The organism is Streptomyces synnematoformans, from assembly GCF_039531005.1.
Lineage (GTDB): Bacteria > Actinomycetota > Actinomycetes > Streptomycetales > Streptomycetaceae > Streptomyces > Streptomyces synnematoformans.
The window spans coordinates 20,647-41,085 of record NZ_BAAAPF010000026.1 but is presented as its reverse complement, the minus strand read 5'-3'; the positions used below and the strand labels follow the sequence as shown (position 1 = coordinate 41,085).

Sequence of the window (20,439 nt, the reverse complement as noted above, 5' to 3'; positions counted from 1 at the left end):
GACCGGGCCGGCCGCGGCGGCCGGGCCGGAGGCGACTCCGGCGGCGGCGGTGGCGGCCGCGCCGGCCGCCAGGACGGTTCTCCGGTTCGTACCTCGCGGTTGCGGTGACACGGGGTCTCCCCTCCACGGCGCCGGCAGCGGTCACGGCGGACGGCTCACCTACCAGTGCTGCCATGCTCGTTGACGCCGAGGCGCCTGACAACACCGCGGGCGGGGCGGCGGCACGTACTCCACCTGGCGCACGTGCGCCGCGTCGCGATCCAGACGAACCTCAGCTGCCGCACGGCGTTGACCGCGGACGCCGACCGCGACGCGCTCGCGCTGTGGTGCACGTACCATCCGGTGCAGGTGCCGTACGAGCGCTTTCTCGCCAGGTGCCGCGAGCTGGCGGACGGCGGGGTCCGCTTCAGCGTCGGCGTCGTCGGGGTCCCGGAGCACCTGCCGCACGCCCGCCGGCTGGACGGCGCTCGACCCCCTCTTTCTGTACAGCCGCAGCCCGCACCCCAGCCGCGGACTGCCCTGCCGCACCGGCGAGTCGGTCGTCAGGGCATGGATGAGATCCGCTCATTATCAAGCGGCGACAATTACGGCGAGTGCGAGGTACGGGAGGCTGCCGGTGGCAATGGCCGCGAATACCACGACCATCCTTCGGGCCAGGCGGCTGCCGGCATGAAAGAAGGGGTATGAGATCAACAGGCCCACCGTTCCCAGGACGAGCTCGTAGACCACGGCGAACGGAGACAGGACGACGGCCACGGCAAACACCGATAAGAACGTGATCCAGTAACTCCTCTTGACTGCCTGCGCTCTGCTCTGTACGGGCATGGCGAGATCCTCCCGATCACGCGCGTGGTCTCTGCTCCCACTGTACGTTCTCCCAGCGTCGGCGGCAGGACCTCGCCGACGGGGACAAGCACCGGGCCCACGTCGCCCCGACGGGTTCGTCGCGCCGAACTGCCACGAGATACAGCGGCTTTTCACCCTGCCCACCAGGGCACCGAACGACCATGGCGACCCCAGCCAGCGCCGGCCCGTGTGGCGCCGCCGGCCCAAGCCCGCGATAAGCGAGGCCACACCGTTGTCACGCGATGACAATTATGGAATTTCAGCGGGAGCAAAAGTTCCTGCTACACAGCATACCGTTGACGCCGGATTCCGAGCGCATATAGCTTCGCTCAACCCCCCACAGCGCTACCTCTATGCAGTCTCAGGCGAAGGGGAACCTGTGAGAAAGCGCATCGTGATGCTTGCCTTAACCGCTGTGCTACTCGGAGGCGGCACGGCATTATCTCCCGCCGCGGCAGAAACCGGCGAGGACGCAACCAGCGCGGGCCGGGTACTCGCGAACGGTACGGTGGTCGCCCCCGACGGAGAGGTGCACTACGACGTGGACCTCTCCGGCCTCCCGGGAGCCGAAGTGGTTCGCGAGTCGGGGAAGTCCCTCGGAAACGGCGGCTGTACGTTCCAGGAGGAGGGCCGAGGACACGCTTCGGAACCCGGTCGCGTTCTCGTGAGCACCGAGGTCTCGTTCGACCCCAACACATGCACGCGCGAGGTCGCACGTGCCGACTATCCTCGGAACAACCTCCCCGAGTCGGTGCAGCGCAAGGTGGATGCCCAGGCTCCTGGCGGGGTGGAAGAGTCCGCTTCCAAGAAGACGAAGCTCACGGACGCCCAGCGGCGTTCCGCCGGGGCCGCCGCCGGCGGCCCCTGGAGCGGGAGCATCAAGGTCAACGTGGAGGACCCGCCGCAGATCGACGTGACGACAACGAAGTCGATGCTGACGTGGTCCACCGACAGCGCGTACCTGTACTCGGACCACAGTTCGGAGTGGGGCTGGTACAGCCCGACCGGCTGGGAGAGGAAAGAAGACTTCTACGCGTTCATCAACGACGGTAACGTCGCGTGGACCAACACGATCGGGAAGTACCGGAACGGCGCGTTCTGCTTGACGATCGACACGTGGACCCACCACAAGGAGACCCTGTTCGAGGGCTGGTACGACGGCTCCTGGTACTGGTCTTACGAGGTCGACAAGTGGGGTGGATGCACAGCCTTGCTGAGCTACGAGCGCATCGTGGTTACGCCGTAGTCGTCCATCCACTGCGGAAACAGCAGAGGTGCCCCGGCGCGAACCTGTGTGGCGCCGGGGCGCCGGGCGTCGATCCCAAGGTCCGCCCCGGTGGCACTACACTGCTGTGCCGTGCAGGAGACGCGTCTCGACACGGCTCGGATCCGGGCGGCTCGCCGGGTCATCGACCCGGTCTTTCTCGACACTCCGCTGTACCGCTGCGAGGCGCTGGAGCCGGGCCTCGGGTGCACGGTGAGCGTCAAGCTCGAAACGGCGAACCCGGTCCGCAGTTTCAAGGGACGCGGCACCGAGGTAGTCGCAAGCCTGCTGGCCGACAATGCGTCGCAAGCCGCGGTGTGCGCGAGCGCGGGCAATCTTGGCCAGGCCCTCGCGTGGTCCGGTCGCGGCCGGGGGCTCGACATCACAGTTGTGGCATCCCGCTTTGCGACTCGGGCCAAGCTTGATCGCATCCGCGCACTGGATGCCGGGCTGGAGCTGGTGGACGGCGACCACGAGGTGGCTCGCGAGCGGGCGGCGGCCATCGCGCGGTACGACGGCATCCGGCTGGTTGAAGACAGCCTGGACATCGAGACCTGCGAGGGCGCGGCGACCATCGGCCTGGAACTGGTGGACACCGCACCGTCGTTCGACGCCGTCCTGATTGCTCTCGGCGGTGGGGCGCTGGCCACCGGCGTGGGTCATGTGGTGAAGGCCCTGGCACCCGAAGTCGAGGTGATCTGCGTCCAGCCGCTGGGCGCACCGGCGCTGACGCACTCGTGGCGCAGGCGACGTGTCGTCACCACCGACTCGACCGACACCATCGCTGACGGCGTCGCCGGCCGGCGTCCCATCCCGGCCGTCCTGGACGACCTCCTCCTGGTCGCAGACGACGCCGTCCTGGTCCAGGAGGCGTCGATCACCGCCGGTATGCGGATGCTCCTCGACCACGCCGGCCTCGTCGTCGAACCTTCGGCCGCGCTCGGCATCGCGGCGATCCTCGAAGACCGTGACCGCTTCGCCGGCCGACACGTGGTCACCGTCGTGTGCGGCAGCAACGTCGACGTAGACGCCTACCATCGCTGGGTCGAGCGATGACCAACGGCAACAGCGGCGCCAACGGCAACGGGCAGGCGGTGACGTGAGGGGGCGGCCCGCCCGCGGAGCCGCCTGACGCGGCGGCAGTACACGTCATGAGCTTCAGCCACGGGGCCGGCCCGGCTCCCGACGCGGGATATCGTCATCGACCTGCGCCGCCGGTTCGGCAGCCCTGTGCAGTTGCGGCCCGACGACCTCACGGACGTGTCCCGCTGTGAGGCGTGCGCGCCCGCACCGCCGGCGGCGGACGGCATCCCGGAGCTGATCGAAGCCGTCGTCCCCGTGGTCGCCGCGTTCCGTACCGGGAACGGGCCGGGCGACGGGCCGGTCACCCTGGCCGTGGGATGCGCCGACGGGCGGTTGTCCGCGACGCCGCCCGCATCCGCCGGCACCGCCGGCGGCACCGTCACCCAGGCGCCCGGCACCGGGCCGAGGGCCGGGCGCGCGAGACGCCCCCACCCCGGTGGTGGGCCGGGTGGGGGCGTCGGGCCCGGACGCGAGGTCCGGGGTGGGCGGGCGGGGGAGGGTCCGCCCGCCCGTCAGAGGGCGCCCGTCAGGGGGCGGTGCCCCAGGTGAGCGATCCGCCGGAGTAGACGCCGACGCGCGGGTTGTCGGCCCACGACGTGTTCGTCGCCCGGCTGTAGTCGTCCGACTCGTCGAAGGCCGACCAGTCGGTCTTCGCCAGCCGCAGCTGGATGTCGCCCGTGGACTCGCCCGGTGCCAGCGTGCCGGAGGAGAAGCCCACCTCCAGGTACCGGTCCGCGCCCGGCGTGCCGGAGCCGGACGCGCTCACGCCGTGCGTGACGTTCCCGCAGCCGACCACGGCCCAGTCGCACCACGAGGCGAACGACGTCGCGCCGGAGTCACCGCTGAACCAGTAGCGGAGCTGGACGGTCGACAGGTCCACCGGCGTGCTGCCGGTGTTGACGAGCTGCAGGACCGCCCGGATCTGGTTGTCGGTCTCGGCCGAGTCGGTGCTGCGGTACTGCGCCTTCAGCGTCCCGTTCCCGCCGCCGTCGTCCGCGTCGGTGGTGGCGTCGACGGCGGCGGTGCGCGCCGAGGCGTTGCCCGCGGCGTCCCGGGCGCGGACGCTGTAGGCGTACGACGTTTCCGCGGTGAGCCCGGTGTCGGTGTACGTGGTCCCGGCCGTCGAGCCGACGCGCGTGCCGTCACGGAAGACGTCGTACGCGGTCACGGCGGTGTCGTCGGTCGACGCCGTCCACGACAGCGAGACGCTTGAGCCCGTCGTCCCGGTGACGGTGAGCCCGGTGGGCACGGTCGGCGCCTCGGTGTCGTCGCCGGGGCCGCTGCCGTCGACCGGCGGGTAGGCGTTGGCGACCAGCTCGCGGAACTGCGCGGAGAACCAGTGGCCGGCCACCGGCGCGTCGCCCAGCGCGCCGGACGGGTTGTTCCCGTTGCGTGCGTTCCCCTCGTACGTGGGGTCGCACATCCGGTCGAAGCCCTTGCCCTCGTCGTTGTCGATCTCCTCGCTGGAGCCGTCCGACTCGCCCGGGGGCTTGGCCCACACGTAGGCGTCGATGCCCGGCTCGGGCGCGGTGACGGGCCGTTCGCCGAGGCCGGCGCCGGACTGGTTGCACCAGTTGCCGGGGTGGATACGGCCGTCGATGCGGCTGCCGTCGACGTACGCGTTCGCGGAGGTCTCGGGCCCGGGGCCGGTGGGCCGGTCGGGGCCGCCCCAGCCGTTGCGGGAGGTGTCGATCAGCATGCCGATGCCGGGGTCGAAGCCGCCGCGGGAGACGAGGAGGTCGCGCAGCCCCTGCGCAAAGCTCAGCTGGTCCACGTACTGGTTCCAGTCGACCCAGTCGGTGTTCCGCACGGTGGTGCCGCCGACGCTGTCGGTGACGTCGTAGTGCGGCTCGTCCAGGGCGCCGTAGTTGGCGGTGTTGACGATGAAGCCGTGCACGTCGCCGACGGTGGCGCCCTCGGAGGTGGCGGCCAGCGCGAACTCGTCGACGGCCGGGGCCATGTTGGTGTCCCAGCCCAGCCAGCCGTGGTGGGCGGCGTCGACGTAGTTGTAGACGTTGGGGATGTCGCCCAGCGTGTTCAGCGCGTAGCCGACGCCCTTCTCGTAGTTGCCCAGCTCCTTCATCTCAATGCAGGCGTCGGTGGAGCCGTCGGTGCCGCCGGCGTTGGTGACCATGTTGGGCAGCGAGTCGGGCTCGATGAGCGCGACGATGCGCAGGTCGGCGTACTTGGGATCGCCGAGGATGTCGGCGATCGGGTTGATGTACTCCTCTTTGTAGACGTCGAGTTGCTCGGGCTCCAGCTCGCCGTTGGAGGCGAGGGCGGCGCAGTCGCGGCCCGGCAGGTTGTAGATGACGACCTCGAAGAGGTCGGCGCCCTGGGCCAGCGCCTCGTCGAGGTGCCGCTCCAGGCCCCACTTCCCGGCGGCGCCGCCGATGGCGGCCCGGCGGTCCATCCACACGAACGTGGGCTGGTCGGCGATGGCCTCGCCGCCGTCGGCGGCGGCCTGCGCGGACCACTGCTCGTTCACATAGGGCGTGGCGCCGACGTACGGGTTGTCCACGCGCTCGGCCGCGCCGGCGGCGGGGGCCGCGGTGCCGGTCAGCGCCAGGGCGGCGCCGACGGCGAGCGAGGCGAGTACCGCCGCGGGACGCCAGAGTCTGAGTCGCGTACGTGCACGGGTGCTGAGGCTTCTTCGGCTGGTGCTTCTTCGCGCTGTCATCGGGGGTCTCGTGCTCCTCTCGGATAGCGGGACCGGTGGCGGGATGCAGCGGGAAGGCGTCCCGCCACCGGGGCTTTGCGAGCGTGCGCGGCACGTGGGGGAGTGCCCTCGAATCGACGTGCGGGGAACGTGCGGGGTCCGTACGAGGCGGGTACGGCGCACGTCCGTCGTGCGTACTGCGTGCAAGGCTTGAACCTATGGGAGCGCTCCCACAGTCAGGCAAGCCCGCGCGACTGTCAACCCCTTGCGCACGAACCCGTGCCGACGACCCGTCCCACCGGCGCCGTTCCCCCGTACGCAGATCTGAAGAATCCGGGCGGGCGCAACTCCTTGCCCGCCGTCTCGTTTTCCGGGCCGGAACACCTCGCGCACGGACGGGTGGAGAATGCTGCGGCAACTGAACAGAAAGCTCGGCCGGTTGACCGGCCTGGAGATCCAGCGCGTCCGCCGGCCGCGCCGGCGGAAGTCCCGGGCCGCACCCCCCGCCGTACGCGCCGGCCGCACGCCCGACTACCGCCCGCCGCCGGACCCGCAGGTCGACCGGCTGCTCCGGCGGCCGGTCTTCGTCCTCACGCCGGTGCGCTCCGGCGCCACGCTGCTGCGGATGCTGCTCGGCGGCCACTCCCGCCTCCACGCACCGCACGAGCTGCACGTGCGCCGACTGGAGGTCAGCGCCGGCACCGACCTGGCCGTCGCGGCGATGGGCGAACTCGACCTGCACCGCACCGACCTGGAGCACCTGCTGTGGGACCGCGTGCTCCACCGCGAGCTGGTCCGCTCCGGCAAGGAGGTCCTGGTCGAGAAGACGCCGAACAACGCCTTCGCCTACCGGCGCATCGCCGCCTGCTGGCCCGACGCGCGGTTCGTCTTCCTGCTGCGCCACCCCGCCTCCGTCGCGCAGTCCTGGTACGAGGCCGACCCCTCCCGGCGCACCCCCGAGGAGGCCGCGCTGCAGGCGCTGCACTACGTGCGCGCCACCGAGCGCGCCCGCCGAGAACTCCCCGGCCACGTGGTGCGCTACGAGGACCTGACCGCCGACCCCGAGCGCGTCCTGCGGAGCGTCTGCGACTTCCTCGGCGTCGAGTACGAGCCCGCGATGCTCGACTACGGGGCCCGCGCGGAGGGCGAGCTGCCGAAGGGGCTCGGCGACTGGAAGGAGAAGATCCGCAGCGGGCGCGTGCAGCCCGGCCGGGCGCTGCCCGGGCCCGGGGAGGTGCCGGAGCCGCTGCGCGAGATCAGCGCCGCGTGGGGCTACCTGGAGGAGCCCGGCGGGCCGGCCGGCGGCGAGGTCCGCGCCGAGGTCACCGAGGTGTGGCCGCGCGACGGGGTCATCCGCATCCTCGGCCGCCTCCACGGCGCCCCGCCGGCCCCGGAGGCCCCGGAGGCCCCGGACGCCCCGGAGGCCCCGCGGTGGCGGCTCGCCGTCTCGCTGACCGGCTCGCCCGAGCACCGCCTCGACTATCCCGCGACGCTGACCGGCGACGGCTTCGAAGTCAGCCTGCCCGTCGCCGACCTGGCGCCCCCGGGCATCGCCCTGCCCGCGAAGTGGGACCTCTATCTCACCGCGGATGCGGGTAGGCGACACGTACGGCTCCAGGCCGCCCGGAATCTGCACGACATCGAGCAGAAGAAGAACATCGTGGTGTTTCCCGCCCAGTCCGTCTCCTGCGACGCCGACACGGTCCAGGTCAAGCCCTACTACACCGTCCGCGACAACCTCTCCGTCGCCTGCCGGCTCCGCGACGAACTCTCCCGGACCGCCTCGTGAAGATCCGCTACCTGCTGCTCAACGCCTACGGCAAGGGCGGCACCATCCGCACGGTGTTCAACCAGGCCGGGTCCATGGCCGCCGCCGGCCACGACGTCGAGGTCGTCAGCGTCGTACGCCGCCGCAAGTCGCCCCGGTTCCCGCTGGACCGCCGGGTGCGGGTGACGGCGATCGTCGACACCTACGGCGCGCCGCCCGCCCCCGAACGGTCCGGGTGGACCGCCCGGTTCAGCGCGCAGGGCCGGCCCTCCCGGTACGTACCGAGCGGCGAGGTGGCCCGCGAGCACTTCACCCGGGACGTGGAGGCGCGGGTGATCCGCTGGATGGCCCGGCTGCGCGGCGGCGCACTGGTCACCACCCGTCCCGCGCTCAACATCCTCGCCGCGCGGCACGCCGGCACGGACGTCGTGCGGATCGGCCAGGAGCACATGAACCTCGGCACCCACCCGCGGGACGTGCGCGCCGCCATCCTCCGCCACTACCCGCGCTTCGACGCGGTCGCCGTGCTCACCGAGCGCGACCGCGAGGAGTACGGGCGGCTGCTCCCCGGCACCCGCGTCGTGTGCATCCCCAACGCCGTGCACGCCGGCCGCAAGCGGCAGTCGTCGTACGCGAACCGCATCGTCGTCGCCGCCGGCCGGCTGAAGTCGCAGAAGGGCTTCGACCTGCTCATCCCGGCGTTCGCGCAGGCCGTCGCCACCCGCCCCGGCTGGCAGCTGCGGATCTTCGGCAACGGCGACAAGGAGGCGCAGCTGCGCGGGCTCATCGACGAGCACCACGTGTACAACCACGCGTTCCTCATGGGCTTCACCCCGCGGCTCGACGACGAGCTGGCCAAGGCGTCGATGTTCGTGCTCAGTTCGCGCTTCGAGGGCCTGCCGATGGTCATGATCGAGTCGATGACGCACGGGCTGCCGGTGGTCAGCTACGACTGCCCGACGGGCCCCGCGGACGTCATCACCGACGGCCGGGAGGGGCTGCTCGTGCCGCCGCGGGACGTCGACGCGCTCGCGGTGGCCATAGGGCAGCTGATGGACGACGAGGGGCTGCGCGCGGACATGGGCACGGCGGCGCTCGCCAGGTCGCGGACGTACGCGCCGGAGGCCGTGCACCCGCGCTGGGAGGAGCTGTTCACGACGCTGGCCGCGGAGCGGACCGGCCCGCTGCGGAAGCTCGTACGGGCGGCGGCCGCCTGAGGGCGGGGCGGCGCGCGTACGGGAGCTTCGGGCACAGAGCGGCCCCCGGTCCGTCGCCGGACCGGGGGCCGCTCCCCCGCGGGCGGCTCAGCGCCCGTTCAGCTGTGCGTCACCGCGTCCGGTAGGCGTCGAAGATACGCATGGAGACCTTGTTGCCCTGCTTGTCCTCCGCCTTCGCCTTGAACGACACGGTCTTGCCCGCGGCCGGGTTGACCACGGTCACGCTGCCGTCCCGTACCGGCAGCTTCTCCCAGGTCCCGCCCCGGTCGGTGGAGGCCCACACGGTCAGCGACTTCAGGTTGCTCCCGGCCGCCGAGCCCAGCACCTTGACCGGCACCTTCTTCGTCAGCCCCGCGTTGGAGCTGCTCGACGGCGACAGCCTCGGCGAGAAGCGCACGACGGAGATCGGCAGCGCCCTCGGGCCGTCGGTCCTGGCGGAGGAGAAGATCCAGGTCGCGGTCACCTTCGTGGACGTCCGGGCGACCGTGGCCGGCCGGGTGGAGGAGGTGGTGAGCTTGTACCGGGCGTCGCCCGACGGCACGTTGAAGGCCGTGCCGATCGGCAGGTCGGCCACCGACCCCAGCTTCTCGCCGTTGCGGTACAGCGAGGTGTCCGCGTTCTCGTACGCCGAGTAGCCGAAGTGCTTCGGGTGGTCGAGGTAGACCGGGATCAGGGTGTCGATCGTGTTGCCGTCGCGGGTGGCGCCGAGGCCCTCGGTGAGGATCGGGCCGACCACGGCGGCGTTGAAGGACCTGCTGTACGTGCCGCCGCCGGCGTAGGTGCGCTCGGGCGCGATGTAGGCGATGTCCTCCCACTCCTCGCCCAGCTGCCAGAACTCCAGCTCCCAGTTGATGCGGCCGCCGCCGCGCACGTACAGCTCGCCCCGGTACGGCAGGTCCCGCGCGGTGGCCGAGGCGCCCGTGCCGCCGCGGATCCACGGCGTCGCGAAGAGCATGCCCTGCCGGTCGGCCGCGGAGGTGCCCAGCGTGACGTCGAGCCTGGCCAGCTCGCTCTGCGGGGTGGCCCGGACGAGGCCGTTCCACATGGTGGTGCGGTAGGCGTGGCTGTAGACCGTCTGGTAGTCGGTGCGCGCGTCGGCGTTGAAGCCCACCTGCACCTGCTGGTACAGCTCGCCGTCCGCGGTCGCCGGCCCGAGGTGCGCGGTGCGCACGTCGGCGGCGCCGTCCACGAAGCTGCCGAGGCTCGCGCCCACATCGCCCGTGTCGACGTCCATGTGCATGTCGACGGTGGTGCGCCGGGCGTCCGCGTCCGGCACGGTGACGTCGACGGGTCCGGTGGTCCTGGCGTCCACGGTGACGGTCGTGTCGCCGGTGACGTCCAGGCGGGGCTGGTTGATCCAGTCGTACTCGGTCAGCTCCTCGCCCGCGAACTTCGCGATGTCGGCGCTGATCAGGTAGCGGCCCTTCGGCACGCGCACGGTGGCGGTGCCGCTCTCGTCGCCGAGGAACTGGAAGACGTCCCAGTTGCTCTCCTCCATGCCGGCCAGCAGCGCGACGCCCTCCGCGGTCGGCTCGCCGTCGCGGCCGAGGAACTCGACGGTGACGTCGTACGACTCCTCCTCGCGCTCGACGCCGCCGGGGGTGACGACGCGCTGGCCGCCGCCGGTCGCCGTGACGTACACGGAGAACACGCCGTCGGCGCCGCCGACCCGGGTGTCGGCGGTCACCGGCACCTCGGCGGTGCCGCCGGCCGGGACGGTGACCTCGTCGGCGCCGAGGGTGAACATCCCCTCGGGCGCGGCGCCGCCGCCCGGCTGCACGGTGGACGTGGCCAGCGACAGCGTGACGTCCTCGGTACCCAGATTCCGGTACGTGAGCTGCTTCGTCACCGGCTCGTCGTCCCCGTGCGGCCACTCCGGCCTGCCGAAGCTCAGCGACGCCGGCTCGGTCACCACCGACTGCCCGAGCGCCTGGTCCGCGGCGACGAGCCCGGCGCCCTGGCCGTACGCGCCGCGCTTGGCGGCGGGCTTGGCCGACGCCGACAGCGCGGCCTTCAGCTCCGCGCCCGTCCAGTCCGGGTGCTGCTGCTTGAGGAGCGCGGCGGCGCCCGCGACGTGCGGCGTCGCCATGGACGTGCCGTCGATCGACAGGTACCCCTCGGGGTTCTGGCCGACCTCCTGCTCGATGAGGCTGCCGGGCGCGGCGGCCGCGGTGATCGACACGCCGGGGGCGGTGACGTCGGGCTTGACCGCGCCGTCGCCGATCCGCGGGCCGCGCGAGGAGAAGCCCGCGAGCCCGCCGCCCGGGCCGACGGCGCCGACGGTCAGCGCGGCGTCGGCGGAGCCGGGCGAGTCGACGGTGTGGGAGCCGAGTTCGCCGGCGTTGCCCGCGGCGATGGCGAAGAGCACGCCCTCCTCGGCGGAGATCCGGTTGACCGCCTCCTCCAGCGGGTCGACCTCGGGGGTGTCGCCGCCGCCGAGGCTGAGGTTGACGATGTCGGCGCCCTGGTCGACCGCCCACTCGAAGCCGGCGAGGATGCCGGAGTCGTCGCCGAAGCCGTCGTCGCCGAGCACCTTGCCGGCGAGCAGCTGCGCGCCCGGCGCGACGCCGGTGAGCTTCCCGTTCGACTTGGCACCGGTGCCGGCCGCGATGGAGGCGACGTGGGTGCCGTGGCCGTAGCGGTCCTCGGCGTCCGGCGAGGGGGTGAAGTTCTCGGTGGCGACGACCTGGTCCGCGAGGTCCGGGTGGGTCTCGTCGACGCCGGTGTCGAGCACGGCGATCGTCACGCCGTCGCCGTCGTAGCCGGCCTCCCAGGCGGCCGGGGCGCCGATCTGCGGCACGCTGACGTCCAGGCTGGCGCGGCGCACGCCGTCCAGCCAGACGCGCCGGACGCCGGCCTCCGCGGCCAGCGGCTCGGCGGCGCCGTTCCCGCCCTCGGCGCGGGTCAGCGCCTTCCAGGCCGCGGCGGCTTCGCCCTTGGCGGTGGTGACGGCCTCGGCGCCGAGCCGCGGGAAGCGGTGCTCGACCTCGGTGCCGTCGGCGGCGCGCAGCCGCTCGCGCGCCTCGGGGCGCTCGCCGCGGTAGTCGACGATGAGCTTCAGGCCGGCGCGCTGCTGGCGTACGTACTCGGGGCGGGCCTGCAGCGTGACGTCGAACAGCCGGCGGTCCAGCGTGCCGTCGCCGACGAGCGCGGTGGCGTCGCGCGGTACGACGTAGGTGTGGCCCTCCGACTCGAAGGTGCGCACGGGTATGCCGTCGCGGCCGGGCCCGCGGTCGATCGCCACGGCGCCGCCGTCGGCGCCGACCCGTACCCGGTCGCCGGTGATCAGCGTCACCCAGGTGCCGGACCGTTTCCCGTACTGCGCCGGGCCGTTCTTCCCCCCGTTGTCCCCGTTCCCCGCTGTCGCCCCGGCCGCCCCGGACGCCGGCGCGGCGGACGCCGGGGGTGCGACCGTGAGGCCCGCCGCGAGCGCGGTGGCCGCGGCGGCGCTTAAGACGGTGAGTCCCGCCTTCTTGAAGTGTCTGCGCACTAACCCCTCCCGATGTCATGGGGGGTCAGGAGTCACTGCACGCCCCCACCCCCCCTTTACTCCATCTTCCGTTGATCTACGCGGAATTGTTCCCTCCGGTTTGCAGCTTTACCGGTGGGTTGAACGGGCGTGCAGGTCAGGGGCGTACGGGCGGAATTGTTCACCGCCACGTTTTGTTCAGCGGCCGTTCACCGCGCCCCGTGCTCGCGGAACTCCACCCAGATCGCCTTGCCGTCGCCCCGCGGCTCCACCCCCCAGCCGTCCGCCAGCTGCTGGAGCAGCAGCACCCCGCGCCCCGACGACGCCATCTCCCCCGGGTGCCGGCGGTGCGGAAGGTTGCCGTCCGCGTCGGCGACCGTCATGCGCAGGACCCGCCGGCCGGGCGGCCCCGTGACGTCGGCCAGGACGCTGGCGGTGCTGTCCGTGTGGATCATGACGTTCGCGATCATCTCGGAGAGCGCCAGCTCCGCCGCGTCGATCTGGTCCGCCGTCGCCCAGTCGTAGAGCATGCTGCGCAGCTGGTGCCGGGCGTCGGAGATGCGCTGCTGCTCGGACTGCGGCACGGGCAGGTACATGTGCCGCTCCGACTCCGGGTGCGCCCCCCGGGTCGCGCCCGCGGTGCGCAGCAGGACGAACGCGATGTCGTCCTGGCTGCGCCCGGAGTGCGGCCCGCGGGTGGCGTAGGAACCGGGGCCGTTGACCGCGTCCACGAGCGCGTCCGCGACCGTCTCAAGACCCGCGCCGAGCGTCGCCCCGAACGCGGCGCCGAGCCGGGCCTGCCCGCTGTACAGGTCGTGCCCTCCGGTCTCCACCAGGCCGTCGGTGCACAGGAGCATGGTCTCGTCCGGGTCGATCCGGTGCTCGGAGAGCGGGTACTCCTGGTCCGGCTCGACGCCCAGCGGCAGGCCGCCCTCGCTGGGATGGATGATCAGCGTGCCGTCCGGCAGCGCCACCGCGGGGTCGAGGTGGCCGGCGCGGGCCACGGTCAGGGTGCCGGTCACCGGGTCGGCCTGGAGGTAGAGGCAGGTGGCGAAGCGGGCGTCGGCGGGGTCCTCGGCCTGCTTCGCGTTGAGCCGGGTGAGGAAGCCGGAGGCGCGGGCCAGCACGGCGTCCGGGCGGTGCCCCTCGGAGGCGTACGCGCGGATCGCGATGCGCAGCTGGCTCATCAGCGCCGCCGCCCGCACGTCGTGCCCCTGCACGTCCCCGATGACCAGGGCCGTCTGCCCGGACGGCAGCGCGAAGACGTCGTACCAGTCGCCGCCGATCTGCAGCCCGCCGCCGGAGGGGACGTACCGCGCCGCCACGTCGAAGCCCGGCACCCGCGCGACCGCCGGCATCATGCTGCGCTGCAGCCCCTCGGCCAGCTCCCGCTCCGACTCGTGGACGTGCGCGTCCGACAGCGCCTGCGCCAGCATCCGCGCCACCGTCGTCAGCACCGACCGCTCGTCCGGCGTGAACGGCACCTCCTCGTCGAACCCCGCCAGCCACACCCCGACCGTCCGCCGGTCGGCCACCAGCGGCAGGAACGCCCACGACCGGCGCCGCAGAGCGCTGGCGAACCGCCACGCCTCGGGGTAGCGGCGCGCGTACTCGTCGCGGCCGGTGACGTACACGGCGCGGCCGGTGCGCGCCGCCTCCGCGGCGGGGAAGGGCGCGTTCCGCGGGATGGTGCGGAAGGGCTCGGCCTCCTCGGGCCAGTAGCCGTGGTGGCCGATGACGCGCAGGGCGTCGCCCTCGACCGCGAAGACCACCAGGCCGTCCGGCGAGAAGCCCGGCATCGACAGCGACCCCGCCACCCGCAGCACCTGGTCGGTGGAGCGGGCCTCGGCGAGCGCCCGGCCGGCGGAGAGCAGGAACGCCTCCCGGGACAGCCGCCAGTCGCTGGTCCCCAGCGGCCGGCCGGCGTCCGCGGGCCGCCGCGGCGGCTCCACGACCTCCTGGACGGTGCCGACGATCTCGTTCCGCTCCTCCCGCGCCGGCTCCAGCACGCGCATCCGGCAGCGCACCGTGCGTACGACGTCGCCCTGGGCGTCGACCACGCGCAGTTGGCCCTCCGCGAGCGTGCCCTCGGCGAGCGCGAGGTCGAGGATGCCGGCCAGCTCGATGTAGTCCACGCCGTGCAGCCGCGCGCGTACCACGGAGGCGTCGACGGTGGTCCGCGCCGGCGGCAGCCCGAGCAGCCGGGCGGCCTGCGCATCCAGCACCACCCCGTCGGTGTGCGCCGCCCAGCGCCAGACGCCCGTACCCAGCCCCGATAGGACCTCTTCGGTACGCATTGTCCACATTTTATGCTTCCGGGCGGTCAGAGCGGCGGTTGACGGCCTCCCCGTCACCCCCGGTCGAGGCGCTCGCGGAGCACCGCCCGCTCGGCGGGGTTGGCGGTGAGTTCCAGCGCGCGCCGGTCGGCGGCGCCGGCCTCGCCGCGGCGGCCGAGCGCGCGCAGGAGGTCAGCGCGGGTGGCGTGGAACAGGTGGTAGCCGCTCAGCTCCGCCGCGAGCGCCCCGGTCTCGGCGAGGGCGGCGGCGGGCCCCGCGGTGTAGCGCAGCGCCACGGCGCGGTGCAACCGGGTGACCGGCGACGGCGCCAGGTGCAGCAGCATGTCGTACAGCAGCACGATCTGCTCCCAGTCCGTCTCCTCCCAGCTGCCCGCCTCCGCGTGACAGGCCACGATCGCCGCCTGCAGCTGGTACGGGCCGGGGCGCCGGCGGCGGATGGCGCGCACGAGCAGGCCGGCGGCCCGCTCGATCGCCGCCCGGTCCCACAGCGACCGGTCCTGGTCGCGGAGCCGTACCAGCCCGCCGTCCCGGAAGCGGGCGGCGCCGCGGGCGCGGTGCAGCCGGATGAGCGCGAGCAGCCCCGCGACCTCCGGCTCTGCGGGCATCGCGCCGTGCAGCAGCGCGGCGAGCCACTCGGCGTCGTCGGCGAGGTCGCGGGAGTCGGCGCGGTCGGCGGTGGCCAGGTAGCCCTCGTTGAAGAGCAGGTAGATGACCGCGAGCACCTCGGTGAGGCGGTCGGCCTGCTCGTCGGGGGCGGGCACGCGGTACGGGATGCCGGCCTCGGCGATCCTCCGCTTGGCGCGGGTGATCCGCTGGGCGACCGTCGTCTCCCGGACGAGGAAGGCGCGGGCGATCTGCGCGGTGGTCAGCCCGCAGACGACGCGGAGGGTGAGGGCGATGCGGGCCTCGCGGGAGAGGGCCGGGTGGCAGCAGGTGAAGACGAGCCGGAGCCGGTCGTCGCGCGCGGCCCCGCGGCCGTACGGCCAGTCCTCCTGCCGTACGAGCTGCGCCAGCTTCTCCCGGTACGTCTCCTCGCGGCGCAGCAGGTCGAGGCCGCGGTTGCGGGCGACCGTGTAGAGCCAGGCGTCGGGCCGGTCGGGGATGCCCTCGGCGGGCCAGCGCCGCAGCGCGGCGACGACGGCGTCCTGGACGAGGTCCTCGGCGGTGGCGAAGTCGCCGGTGAGGCGGATGAGGGTGCCGGCGAGGCGGCCGGCGTGGTCGCGTACGACCCGGTCGAGGGTGCGGTGGGCGGCGGCGCCGGGTTCCGGCCGCGCCGGCGCGCCGGAGCCCGCCTGGCGGGGCTCCCCCCGACGGGGCTCCGCCCGGCCGGACTCCGGCGCGCCGGCCACGGTCAGCCCACCGGCCCGGAAGTCCCGACGGGCGCTCCCGGCGGGGCCCCCGCCGGGAGGCCGGCGCCGCCCTGCGGGACGCTCCCCGGAACCGGCACCTCCACCGGCCGGATCTCCACCACCGGGCACCCGGGCCAGTCGGCGACCATCCGCAGCGCCTCGTCCAGGTCCGCCACCTCGACCTCCGCGTAGCCGCTGACCACCTCCTTCCCCTCTACGAACGGGCCGTCCACGACCACCGGCTCACCGCCGCCCAGCCGCACCGTCGTCGCCGACTCCGGCGCCCGCAGCTTCTGCCCGCCGCGCAGCCGCCCGGCGTGCTCGGCGAACCACTCGTCCACGCGCTCGAACAGCCGCGCCCGCTCGGCCGGGCTCAGCGCCTGCAGCTCGTCCTGGAACTCGGGCGTGTCCACGAACAGCAGCACGTACTTCACGACCCGCCTCCCTCACCGTCGCCCTGCATCGCGGCCATGCGCCGCGCCAGCTCGTCCGGCGCCACGTCCTCGACGTGCGTCGCCACCGTCCAGCCGTGCCCGAACGGGTCGATCAGATACCCGTCCCGGGCCCCGTAGAACTGGTCCTCCGGCGCCCGCCTCAGCTCCGCGCCCAGCTCCACGGCCCGCGCGACGACGGCGTCCACGTCCTCGACGTACACGTACAGGAAGGCCGGCGAGCCCTCCAGCCCTCCGGGCGGCGGCGCCTGCGTCCCCATCACCGCCGACGCCTCCTCGACGATGAGGGCCGAGTCGCCGATCTCGATCTCGGCGTGCATGACGCTGCCGTCGGGGCCGTCGAAGCGCATCCGCTCGGTGGCGCCGAAGACGTCCGCGTAGAAGTCCAGCGCCTTGGCGGCGCCGCGGATGACCAGGCAGGAGGTGACGCGATGGCTGCCGGCCGGCATGTACTTCGGTTGGTTCACTGCTCTCTCCTCACGGGGGGCGGCTTTCCGTACGGCCCCCGACTGTTGGACGATCGGCGGAGGTGCGATTTCGACACTACGGCGGAACAAGCGGAAGAAGAGTCTGGTGACCAGCATCGACGTCGAGCAGAACCGGGTGGCCGCGTTCCGCCGCGCGCTGGGTCTTGAGCACCTGATCGACGTGCACACCCACTTCATGCCGCAGCGGGTGCTGGCCAAGGTCTGGGCCTACTTCGACGCCGCCGGCCCGCTCGTCGGCCGCCCCTGGCCGATCGCGTACCGGCAGGAGGAGGCCGAGCGGGTGAGACTGCTGCGCGACTTCGGGGTGCGCGCCTTCACGTCGATGCTGTACCCGCACAAACCGGGCATGGCCCGCTGGCTCAACGACTGGTCCGCCGACTTCGCCGCCCGCACCCCGGACTGCCTGCACACCGCCACCTTCTTCGCGGAGCCGGGCGCGGCGGACGACGTCCGGCGGGCGATGGCCCAGGGCGCGCGGGTCTTCAAGTGCCACCTGCAGGTCGGCGCGTACGACCCGAACGCCCCCGTGCTCGACGAGGTCTGGACCCTGCTCGCCGACGCCGCCCTCCCGGTCGTCACCCACTGCGGCTCCGGCCCCGTCCCGGGCCCCCACACCGGCCCGGCCCCCATCGCGGCGCTGCTGAAGCGCCACCCGCGGCTGCGGCTGGTGGTCGCACACCTCGGCATGCCGGAGTACGAGGACTTCCTGACCCTGGCGGAACGCCACGAGAACGTCATGCTCGACACGACGATGGCCTTCACCCCCTTCGCCGAGTCCGCCGCCCCCTTCCCACCCCGCGCCCGCCCCCGCCTGGCGGCCCTGCGCGACCGGATCCTCCTGGGCACGGACTTCCCGAACATCCCGTACACCTACGCGGACGCCCTGTCCGCCCTCACGGCACCGGACCTCGGCGAGGACTGGCTCCGCGCGGTCTGCCACGACAACGCGGCCCGCCTCTTCGGCCTGCCGGACCGCCCTCCGCTCGTTTAGTGGACCCGGGCGGGGTTCTGCTACGCTGATCCAGCGACGTCACGGCCCGTAGCCGACGGCGGAGAATCCCGGTAGGGATCACGCATCACTCTGTGCGAGACTAGGGCTCGCACAAGCCTGGTCCTGTGGAGCAGTTTGGAGTGCTCGCCACCCTGTCAAGGTGGAGGCCGCGGGTTCAAATCCCGTCAGGACCGCCACCCTCGGGCCCACCCGAGGGCCACCCGACTGGGGACCCCGGTCCCCGGCCGTCGGGCTGGGTAGCTCAGTTGGTACGAGCGTCCGCCTGAAAAGCGGAAGGTCGCCGGTTCGACCCCGGCCCCAGCCACAGCGTCTGAGCAGCACGAAAGCCCCCTCCGAAGATCACGGAGGGGGCTTTGTCGTGCCGTTTACGCCAACCCGTACGCCAACGGGTCCTCAGCCGAGCTGGTCACCGAGGCGCCGGAGGGCCTTCCGCTGCTCGTCCAGAGAGGCGTGCGCGTAGACCTTCATCGTCACGCCGATGTCGCTGTGGCCGACGATCTGCCGGACGATGTGCGGCGGCACCCCGAGGTCGAGCAGGAGCGAGACAGCCGAGTGCCGGAGGTTGTCCGGCTCGACCGGCGTCCCGACGCGGGTCGTGAAGACAAGGCCGTAGTCCTTCCATGCCTCGCCGGCGTCGGCCCGCTCTCGCTCCTGCCGCTCGCGGTGCTCGGTGAGCGCCTTCACGCGATCGGAGGCAGGGGGATGGTGCGCTCCGACGACTCCGTCTCGGGCTTGACCAGGGTCAGCCGCCCGTCGACTCGCTGTAGCGAGCGCTCCACGGTCAGGGTCTCCCGGTTGAGGTCCACGGCATCCCAGCGGAGCCCAAGGATCTCGCCCCGCCGCATCCCCATGACGAGGGCCAGCACGTACAGGGCGTAGAAGCGGTCGTGCGTGGCACGCCTGAGGAGACGGCGAGCCTCGGCGACACCGAGCCCCTTCCCGGAGCTGTACTGTGCGACATCCCGTGAGTTCCCCTGAGCCCCGCTGAGTCCCTGGGCCCGTGGCCAGGGGGTTCTTCCTCCTTCGTGTGCTCTGTCGGCTTGTGACGTAACTTCGGGATTCTTGAAGCGTTCTCATCTCGTCCGACCGATTCGCAGTCCGGTCGAAGGTGAGGAGGCTCGGGTTGGCGGCGCTGGCAGTCGTACGGGACCTGCGTGAGCACTGGGCGCCCGCGTCGGCTGAGGAGCTGGAACGGTTCGAGACCGATGTGCTGTCCGGGTTCGTCCTCGCACGGGCCTCAGCAGGGCTGGCGGACGGCACCATCCGCGGGGACGTCGGTCACCTGGATCAGATCAGGACCTGGTTCGGCCGGCCCTTGTGGGACATGGAGCCCGCTGACGCGGACATGTACTTCGGGAAGGTTCTGCGGCACTCGCCCAGCGGCACCCGGCTGGGCCGGTCGCAGGCGTTGAGCACGTATTTCATGTTCCTGGAGCTGCGGCACAAGGTCGAGATCCATCGGATGACCGGCCGGGTGGTCGAGTGCCCGATCGACGAGATGAACCAGCCGCGCGGGGCTAAGGACGCCCAGCTGCGGATTCCGCCGAGTGAACCGGAGATCGGGACGTTATTCACCGGCTGGGGCGGCGAGCTGGCCACCTGCCGGAAGTTCGCCCCCACCGCCCGGAACTACACCGCCTCGAAGCTGATGTCCCAGGTCGGCCTGCGGGTGAGCGAGGCATGTGGGCTCGACCTGGACGACATCAAGTGGGACCTGGGCCGCTTCGGCAAACTCCACGTCCGCCACGGCAAGGGGGCCCGCGGCTCGGGGCCGCGCGAGCGGATGGTTCCGCTGATCAACGGTGCCGACCGGACACTGCGGTGGTTCATCGAAGACGTGTGGGGCCAGTTCGATGACGATCACACTCGCCCTGGTGCCCCGCTGTTCCCCTCCGAGCGCAAGAACACCGACGGCTCCGCCCGCCGGGTCGGCGACGACGCCCTGCGCAACGGGCTCGACAACGCGGTCCAGGCTCATCTGGCGAGCTGGACGGACAGGTTGACACCGCACGTCCTGCGGCATTTCTGCGCGTCCCAACTCTACGGAAACGGGCTGGACTTGCTCGCTATCCAGGAGGTCTTAGGACATTCCTGGATCGCTACGACCATGCGGTATATCCACGTGCAGCAGACCCGGGTCGAGGACGCCTGGGTCGCCGGGATGGAACGGGCCGCGAAGCGGCTGGAAGGACTGGCCCGATGAGGTGGAACCTGCGGCTGACCGCCGCGAACAAGGGTATCTGGAAGGCGTCCGAGCTCCAGCGGAGCCTGGCCGAGTACGGCCTGGTGATCTCGGCCGGCAAGATGTCCGGGCTGTGGTCCGGCCAGCCGGTCTCGCTCAAGCTGGAGGACCTGGACGTCATCTGCGTGGTCCTCGGCTGCGAGATCGGAGACCTGCTGATCCCCGAACCGGAGAAGGTCCGCCGCCCTGGCCAGGCAGAGGAGACCGAACGGGCCGCGGTCGGTGCGGGAACCGCCGCACCGAAGGTGATCCCCAAGCGCCGGGACGGCCGGTCGCTGCCGCCGGAGTGAGCC

General features: G+C 72.5%; 15 protein-coding genes, 2 tRNA genes and 1 pseudogene. 10 read left to right on the top strand and 8 right to left on the bottom strand.

Features of this window, described 5'->3' with window-relative positions; translation table 11 throughout:
- Positions 1–234: 234 nt before the first annotated feature.
- The 3 genes and pseudogenes from ABD317_RS07655 to ABD317_RS07645 form a co-directional block, all read left to right on the top strand.
- A pseudogene (locus ABD317_RS07655) lies at positions 235–544 on the top strand (STM4011 family radical SAM protein); the annotation flags it as partial.
- Between the two features lie 681 nt (positions 545–1,225).
- The gene (locus ABD317_RS07650; protein WP_344289027.1) at positions 1,226–2,092 is read left to right on the top strand and encodes a hypothetical protein; all 867 of its coding nucleotides are present in this window, start codon (positions 1,226–1,228) and stop codon (positions 2,090–2,092) included.
- A gap of 111 nt (positions 2,093–2,203) precedes the next feature.
- Entirely contained in the window at positions 2,204–3,166 is a 963-nt protein-coding gene (locus tag ABD317_RS07645) for a threonine ammonia-lyase (RefSeq protein WP_344289026.1), read from the top strand.
- 553 nt (positions 3,167–3,719) lie between these two features.
- Here ABD317_RS07645 and ABD317_RS07640 read toward each other — a convergent pair.
- On the bottom strand, positions 3,720–5,873 hold the full coding sequence (locus ABD317_RS07640) for a glycoside hydrolase family 6 protein (RefSeq protein WP_344289025.1): 2,154 nt from the start codon (positions 5,871–5,873) through the stop codon (positions 3,720–3,722).
- Positions 5,874–6,258: 385 nt separating this feature from the next.
- Between ABD317_RS07640 and ABD317_RS07635 the strand changes: the two genes are divergently transcribed.
- Both ABD317_RS07635 and ABD317_RS07630 read left to right on the top strand, forming a co-directional pair.
- A complete protein-coding gene (locus ABD317_RS07635) occupies positions 6,259–7,641 on the top strand; it encodes a sulfotransferase family protein (RefSeq protein ID WP_344289024.1) in 1,383 nt (460 codons plus the stop codon).
- The gene (locus tag ABD317_RS07630; RefSeq protein WP_344289023.1) at positions 7,638–8,837 is read left to right on the top strand and encodes a glycosyltransferase family 4 protein; all 1,200 of its coding nucleotides are present in this window, start codon (positions 7,638–7,640) and stop codon (positions 8,835–8,837) included. The genes ABD317_RS07635 and ABD317_RS07630 overlap by 4 nt, the downstream gene beginning before the upstream one ends.
- A gap of 109 nt (positions 8,838–8,946) precedes the next feature.
- Here ABD317_RS07630 and ABD317_RS07625 read toward each other — a convergent pair whose 3' ends face one another.
- The 5 genes from ABD317_RS07625 to ABD317_RS07605 all read right to left on the bottom strand — a co-directional run bounded on the left by ABD317_RS07625 (position 8,947) and on the right by ABD317_RS07605 (position 16,871).
- A complete protein-coding gene (locus tag ABD317_RS07625) occupies positions 8,947–12,327 on the bottom strand; it encodes a S8 family peptidase (RefSeq protein WP_344289022.1) in 3,381 nt (1,126 codons plus the stop codon).
- Positions 12,328–12,515: 188 nt separating this feature from the next.
- On the bottom strand, positions 12,516–14,603 hold the full coding sequence (locus tag ABD317_RS07620; RefSeq protein ID WP_344289021.1) for an ATP-binding SpoIIE family protein phosphatase: 2,088 nt from the start codon (positions 14,601–14,603) through the stop codon (positions 12,516–12,518).
- Positions 14,604–14,656: 53 nt separating this feature from the next.
- Complete coding sequence (locus ABD317_RS07615) at positions 14,657–15,952, bottom strand: RNA polymerase sigma factor (protein WP_344289020.1); 1,296 nt, start codon at positions 15,950–15,952, stop codon at positions 14,657–14,659.
- Positions 15,953–15,954: 2 nt separating this feature from the next.
- A complete protein-coding gene (locus ABD317_RS07610; RefSeq protein ID WP_344289019.1) occupies positions 15,955–16,386 on the bottom strand; it encodes a YciI family protein in 432 nt (143 codons plus the stop codon).
- Positions 16,383–16,871 (bottom strand): VOC family protein, encoded by a 489-nt coding sequence (locus tag ABD317_RS07605; RefSeq protein WP_344289018.1) that lies wholly within the window; start codon positions 16,869–16,871, stop codon positions 16,383–16,385. Before ABD317_RS07605 ends, ABD317_RS07610 begins: the two co-directional genes overlap by 4 nt.
- 106 nt (positions 16,872–16,977) lie before the next feature.
- On the opposite strand from ABD317_RS07605, the gene ABD317_RS07600 reads away from it, so the two are divergent.
- The 3 genes from ABD317_RS07600 to ABD317_RS07590 all read left to right on the top strand — a co-directional run bounded on the left by ABD317_RS07600 (position 16,978) and on the right by ABD317_RS07590 (position 18,208).
- Positions 16,978–17,883, top strand: coding sequence for an amidohydrolase family protein (locus ABD317_RS07600; RefSeq protein ID WP_344289017.1), 906 nt, complete (start codon positions 16,978–16,980; stop codon positions 17,881–17,883).
- A gap of 119 nt (positions 17,884–18,002) precedes the next feature.
- Positions 18,003–18,080 (top strand) — tRNA-Asp (locus ABD317_RS07595).
- A 54-nt stretch (positions 18,081–18,134) separates the two neighbouring features.
- Positions 18,135–18,208: transfer RNA gene (locus ABD317_RS07590), tRNA-Phe, on the top strand.
- An 89-nt stretch (positions 18,209–18,297) separates the two neighbouring features.
- Here the strand turns inward: ABD317_RS07590 and ABD317_RS07585 are convergent.
- Both ABD317_RS07585 and ABD317_RS07580 read right to left on the bottom strand, forming a co-directional pair.
- Entirely contained in the window at positions 18,298–18,588 is a 291-nt protein-coding gene (locus ABD317_RS07585) for a tyrosine-type recombinase/integrase (protein WP_344289016.1), read from the bottom strand.
- On the bottom strand, positions 18,585–18,770 hold the full coding sequence (locus tag ABD317_RS07580) for a site-specific integrase (RefSeq protein WP_344289014.1): 186 nt from the start codon (positions 18,768–18,770) through the stop codon (positions 18,585–18,587). Before ABD317_RS07580 ends, ABD317_RS07585 begins: the two co-directional genes overlap by 4 nt.
- Positions 18,771–19,027: 257 nt before the next feature.
- On the opposite strand from ABD317_RS07580, the gene ABD317_RS07575 reads away from it, so the two are divergent.
- Positions 19,028–20,107, top strand: coding sequence for a tyrosine-type recombinase/integrase (locus ABD317_RS07575; RefSeq protein WP_344289013.1), 1,080 nt, complete (start codon positions 19,028–19,030; stop codon positions 20,105–20,107).
- Positions 20,104–20,436, top strand: a complete 333-nt coding sequence (locus ABD317_RS07570; RefSeq protein ID WP_344289012.1) for a helix-turn-helix domain-containing protein — start codon at positions 20,104–20,106, stop codon at positions 20,434–20,436. The genes ABD317_RS07575 and ABD317_RS07570 overlap by 4 nt, the downstream gene beginning before the upstream one ends.
- Positions 20,437–20,439 lie beyond the last annotated feature (3 nt).

Excerpts from the sequence above, each read along its gene's own strand:
- ABD317_RS07640 (WP_344289025.1), bottom strand. The coding sequence starts at position 5,873 with ATGACAGCGCGAAGAAGCACCAGCCGAAGAAGCCTCAGCACCCGTGCA.
- ABD317_RS07635 (WP_344289024.1), top strand. The coding sequence starts at position 6,259 with ATGCTGCGGCAACTGAACAGAAAGCTCGGCCGGTTGACCGGCCTGGAG.
- ABD317_RS07620 (WP_344289021.1), bottom strand. The coding sequence starts at position 14,603 with ATGCGTACCGAAGAGGTCCTATCGGGGCTGGGTACGGGCGTCTGGCGC.
- ABD317_RS07570 (WP_344289012.1), top strand. The coding sequence starts at position 20,104 with ATGAGGTGGAACCTGCGGCTGACCGCCGCGAACAAGGGTATCTGGAAG.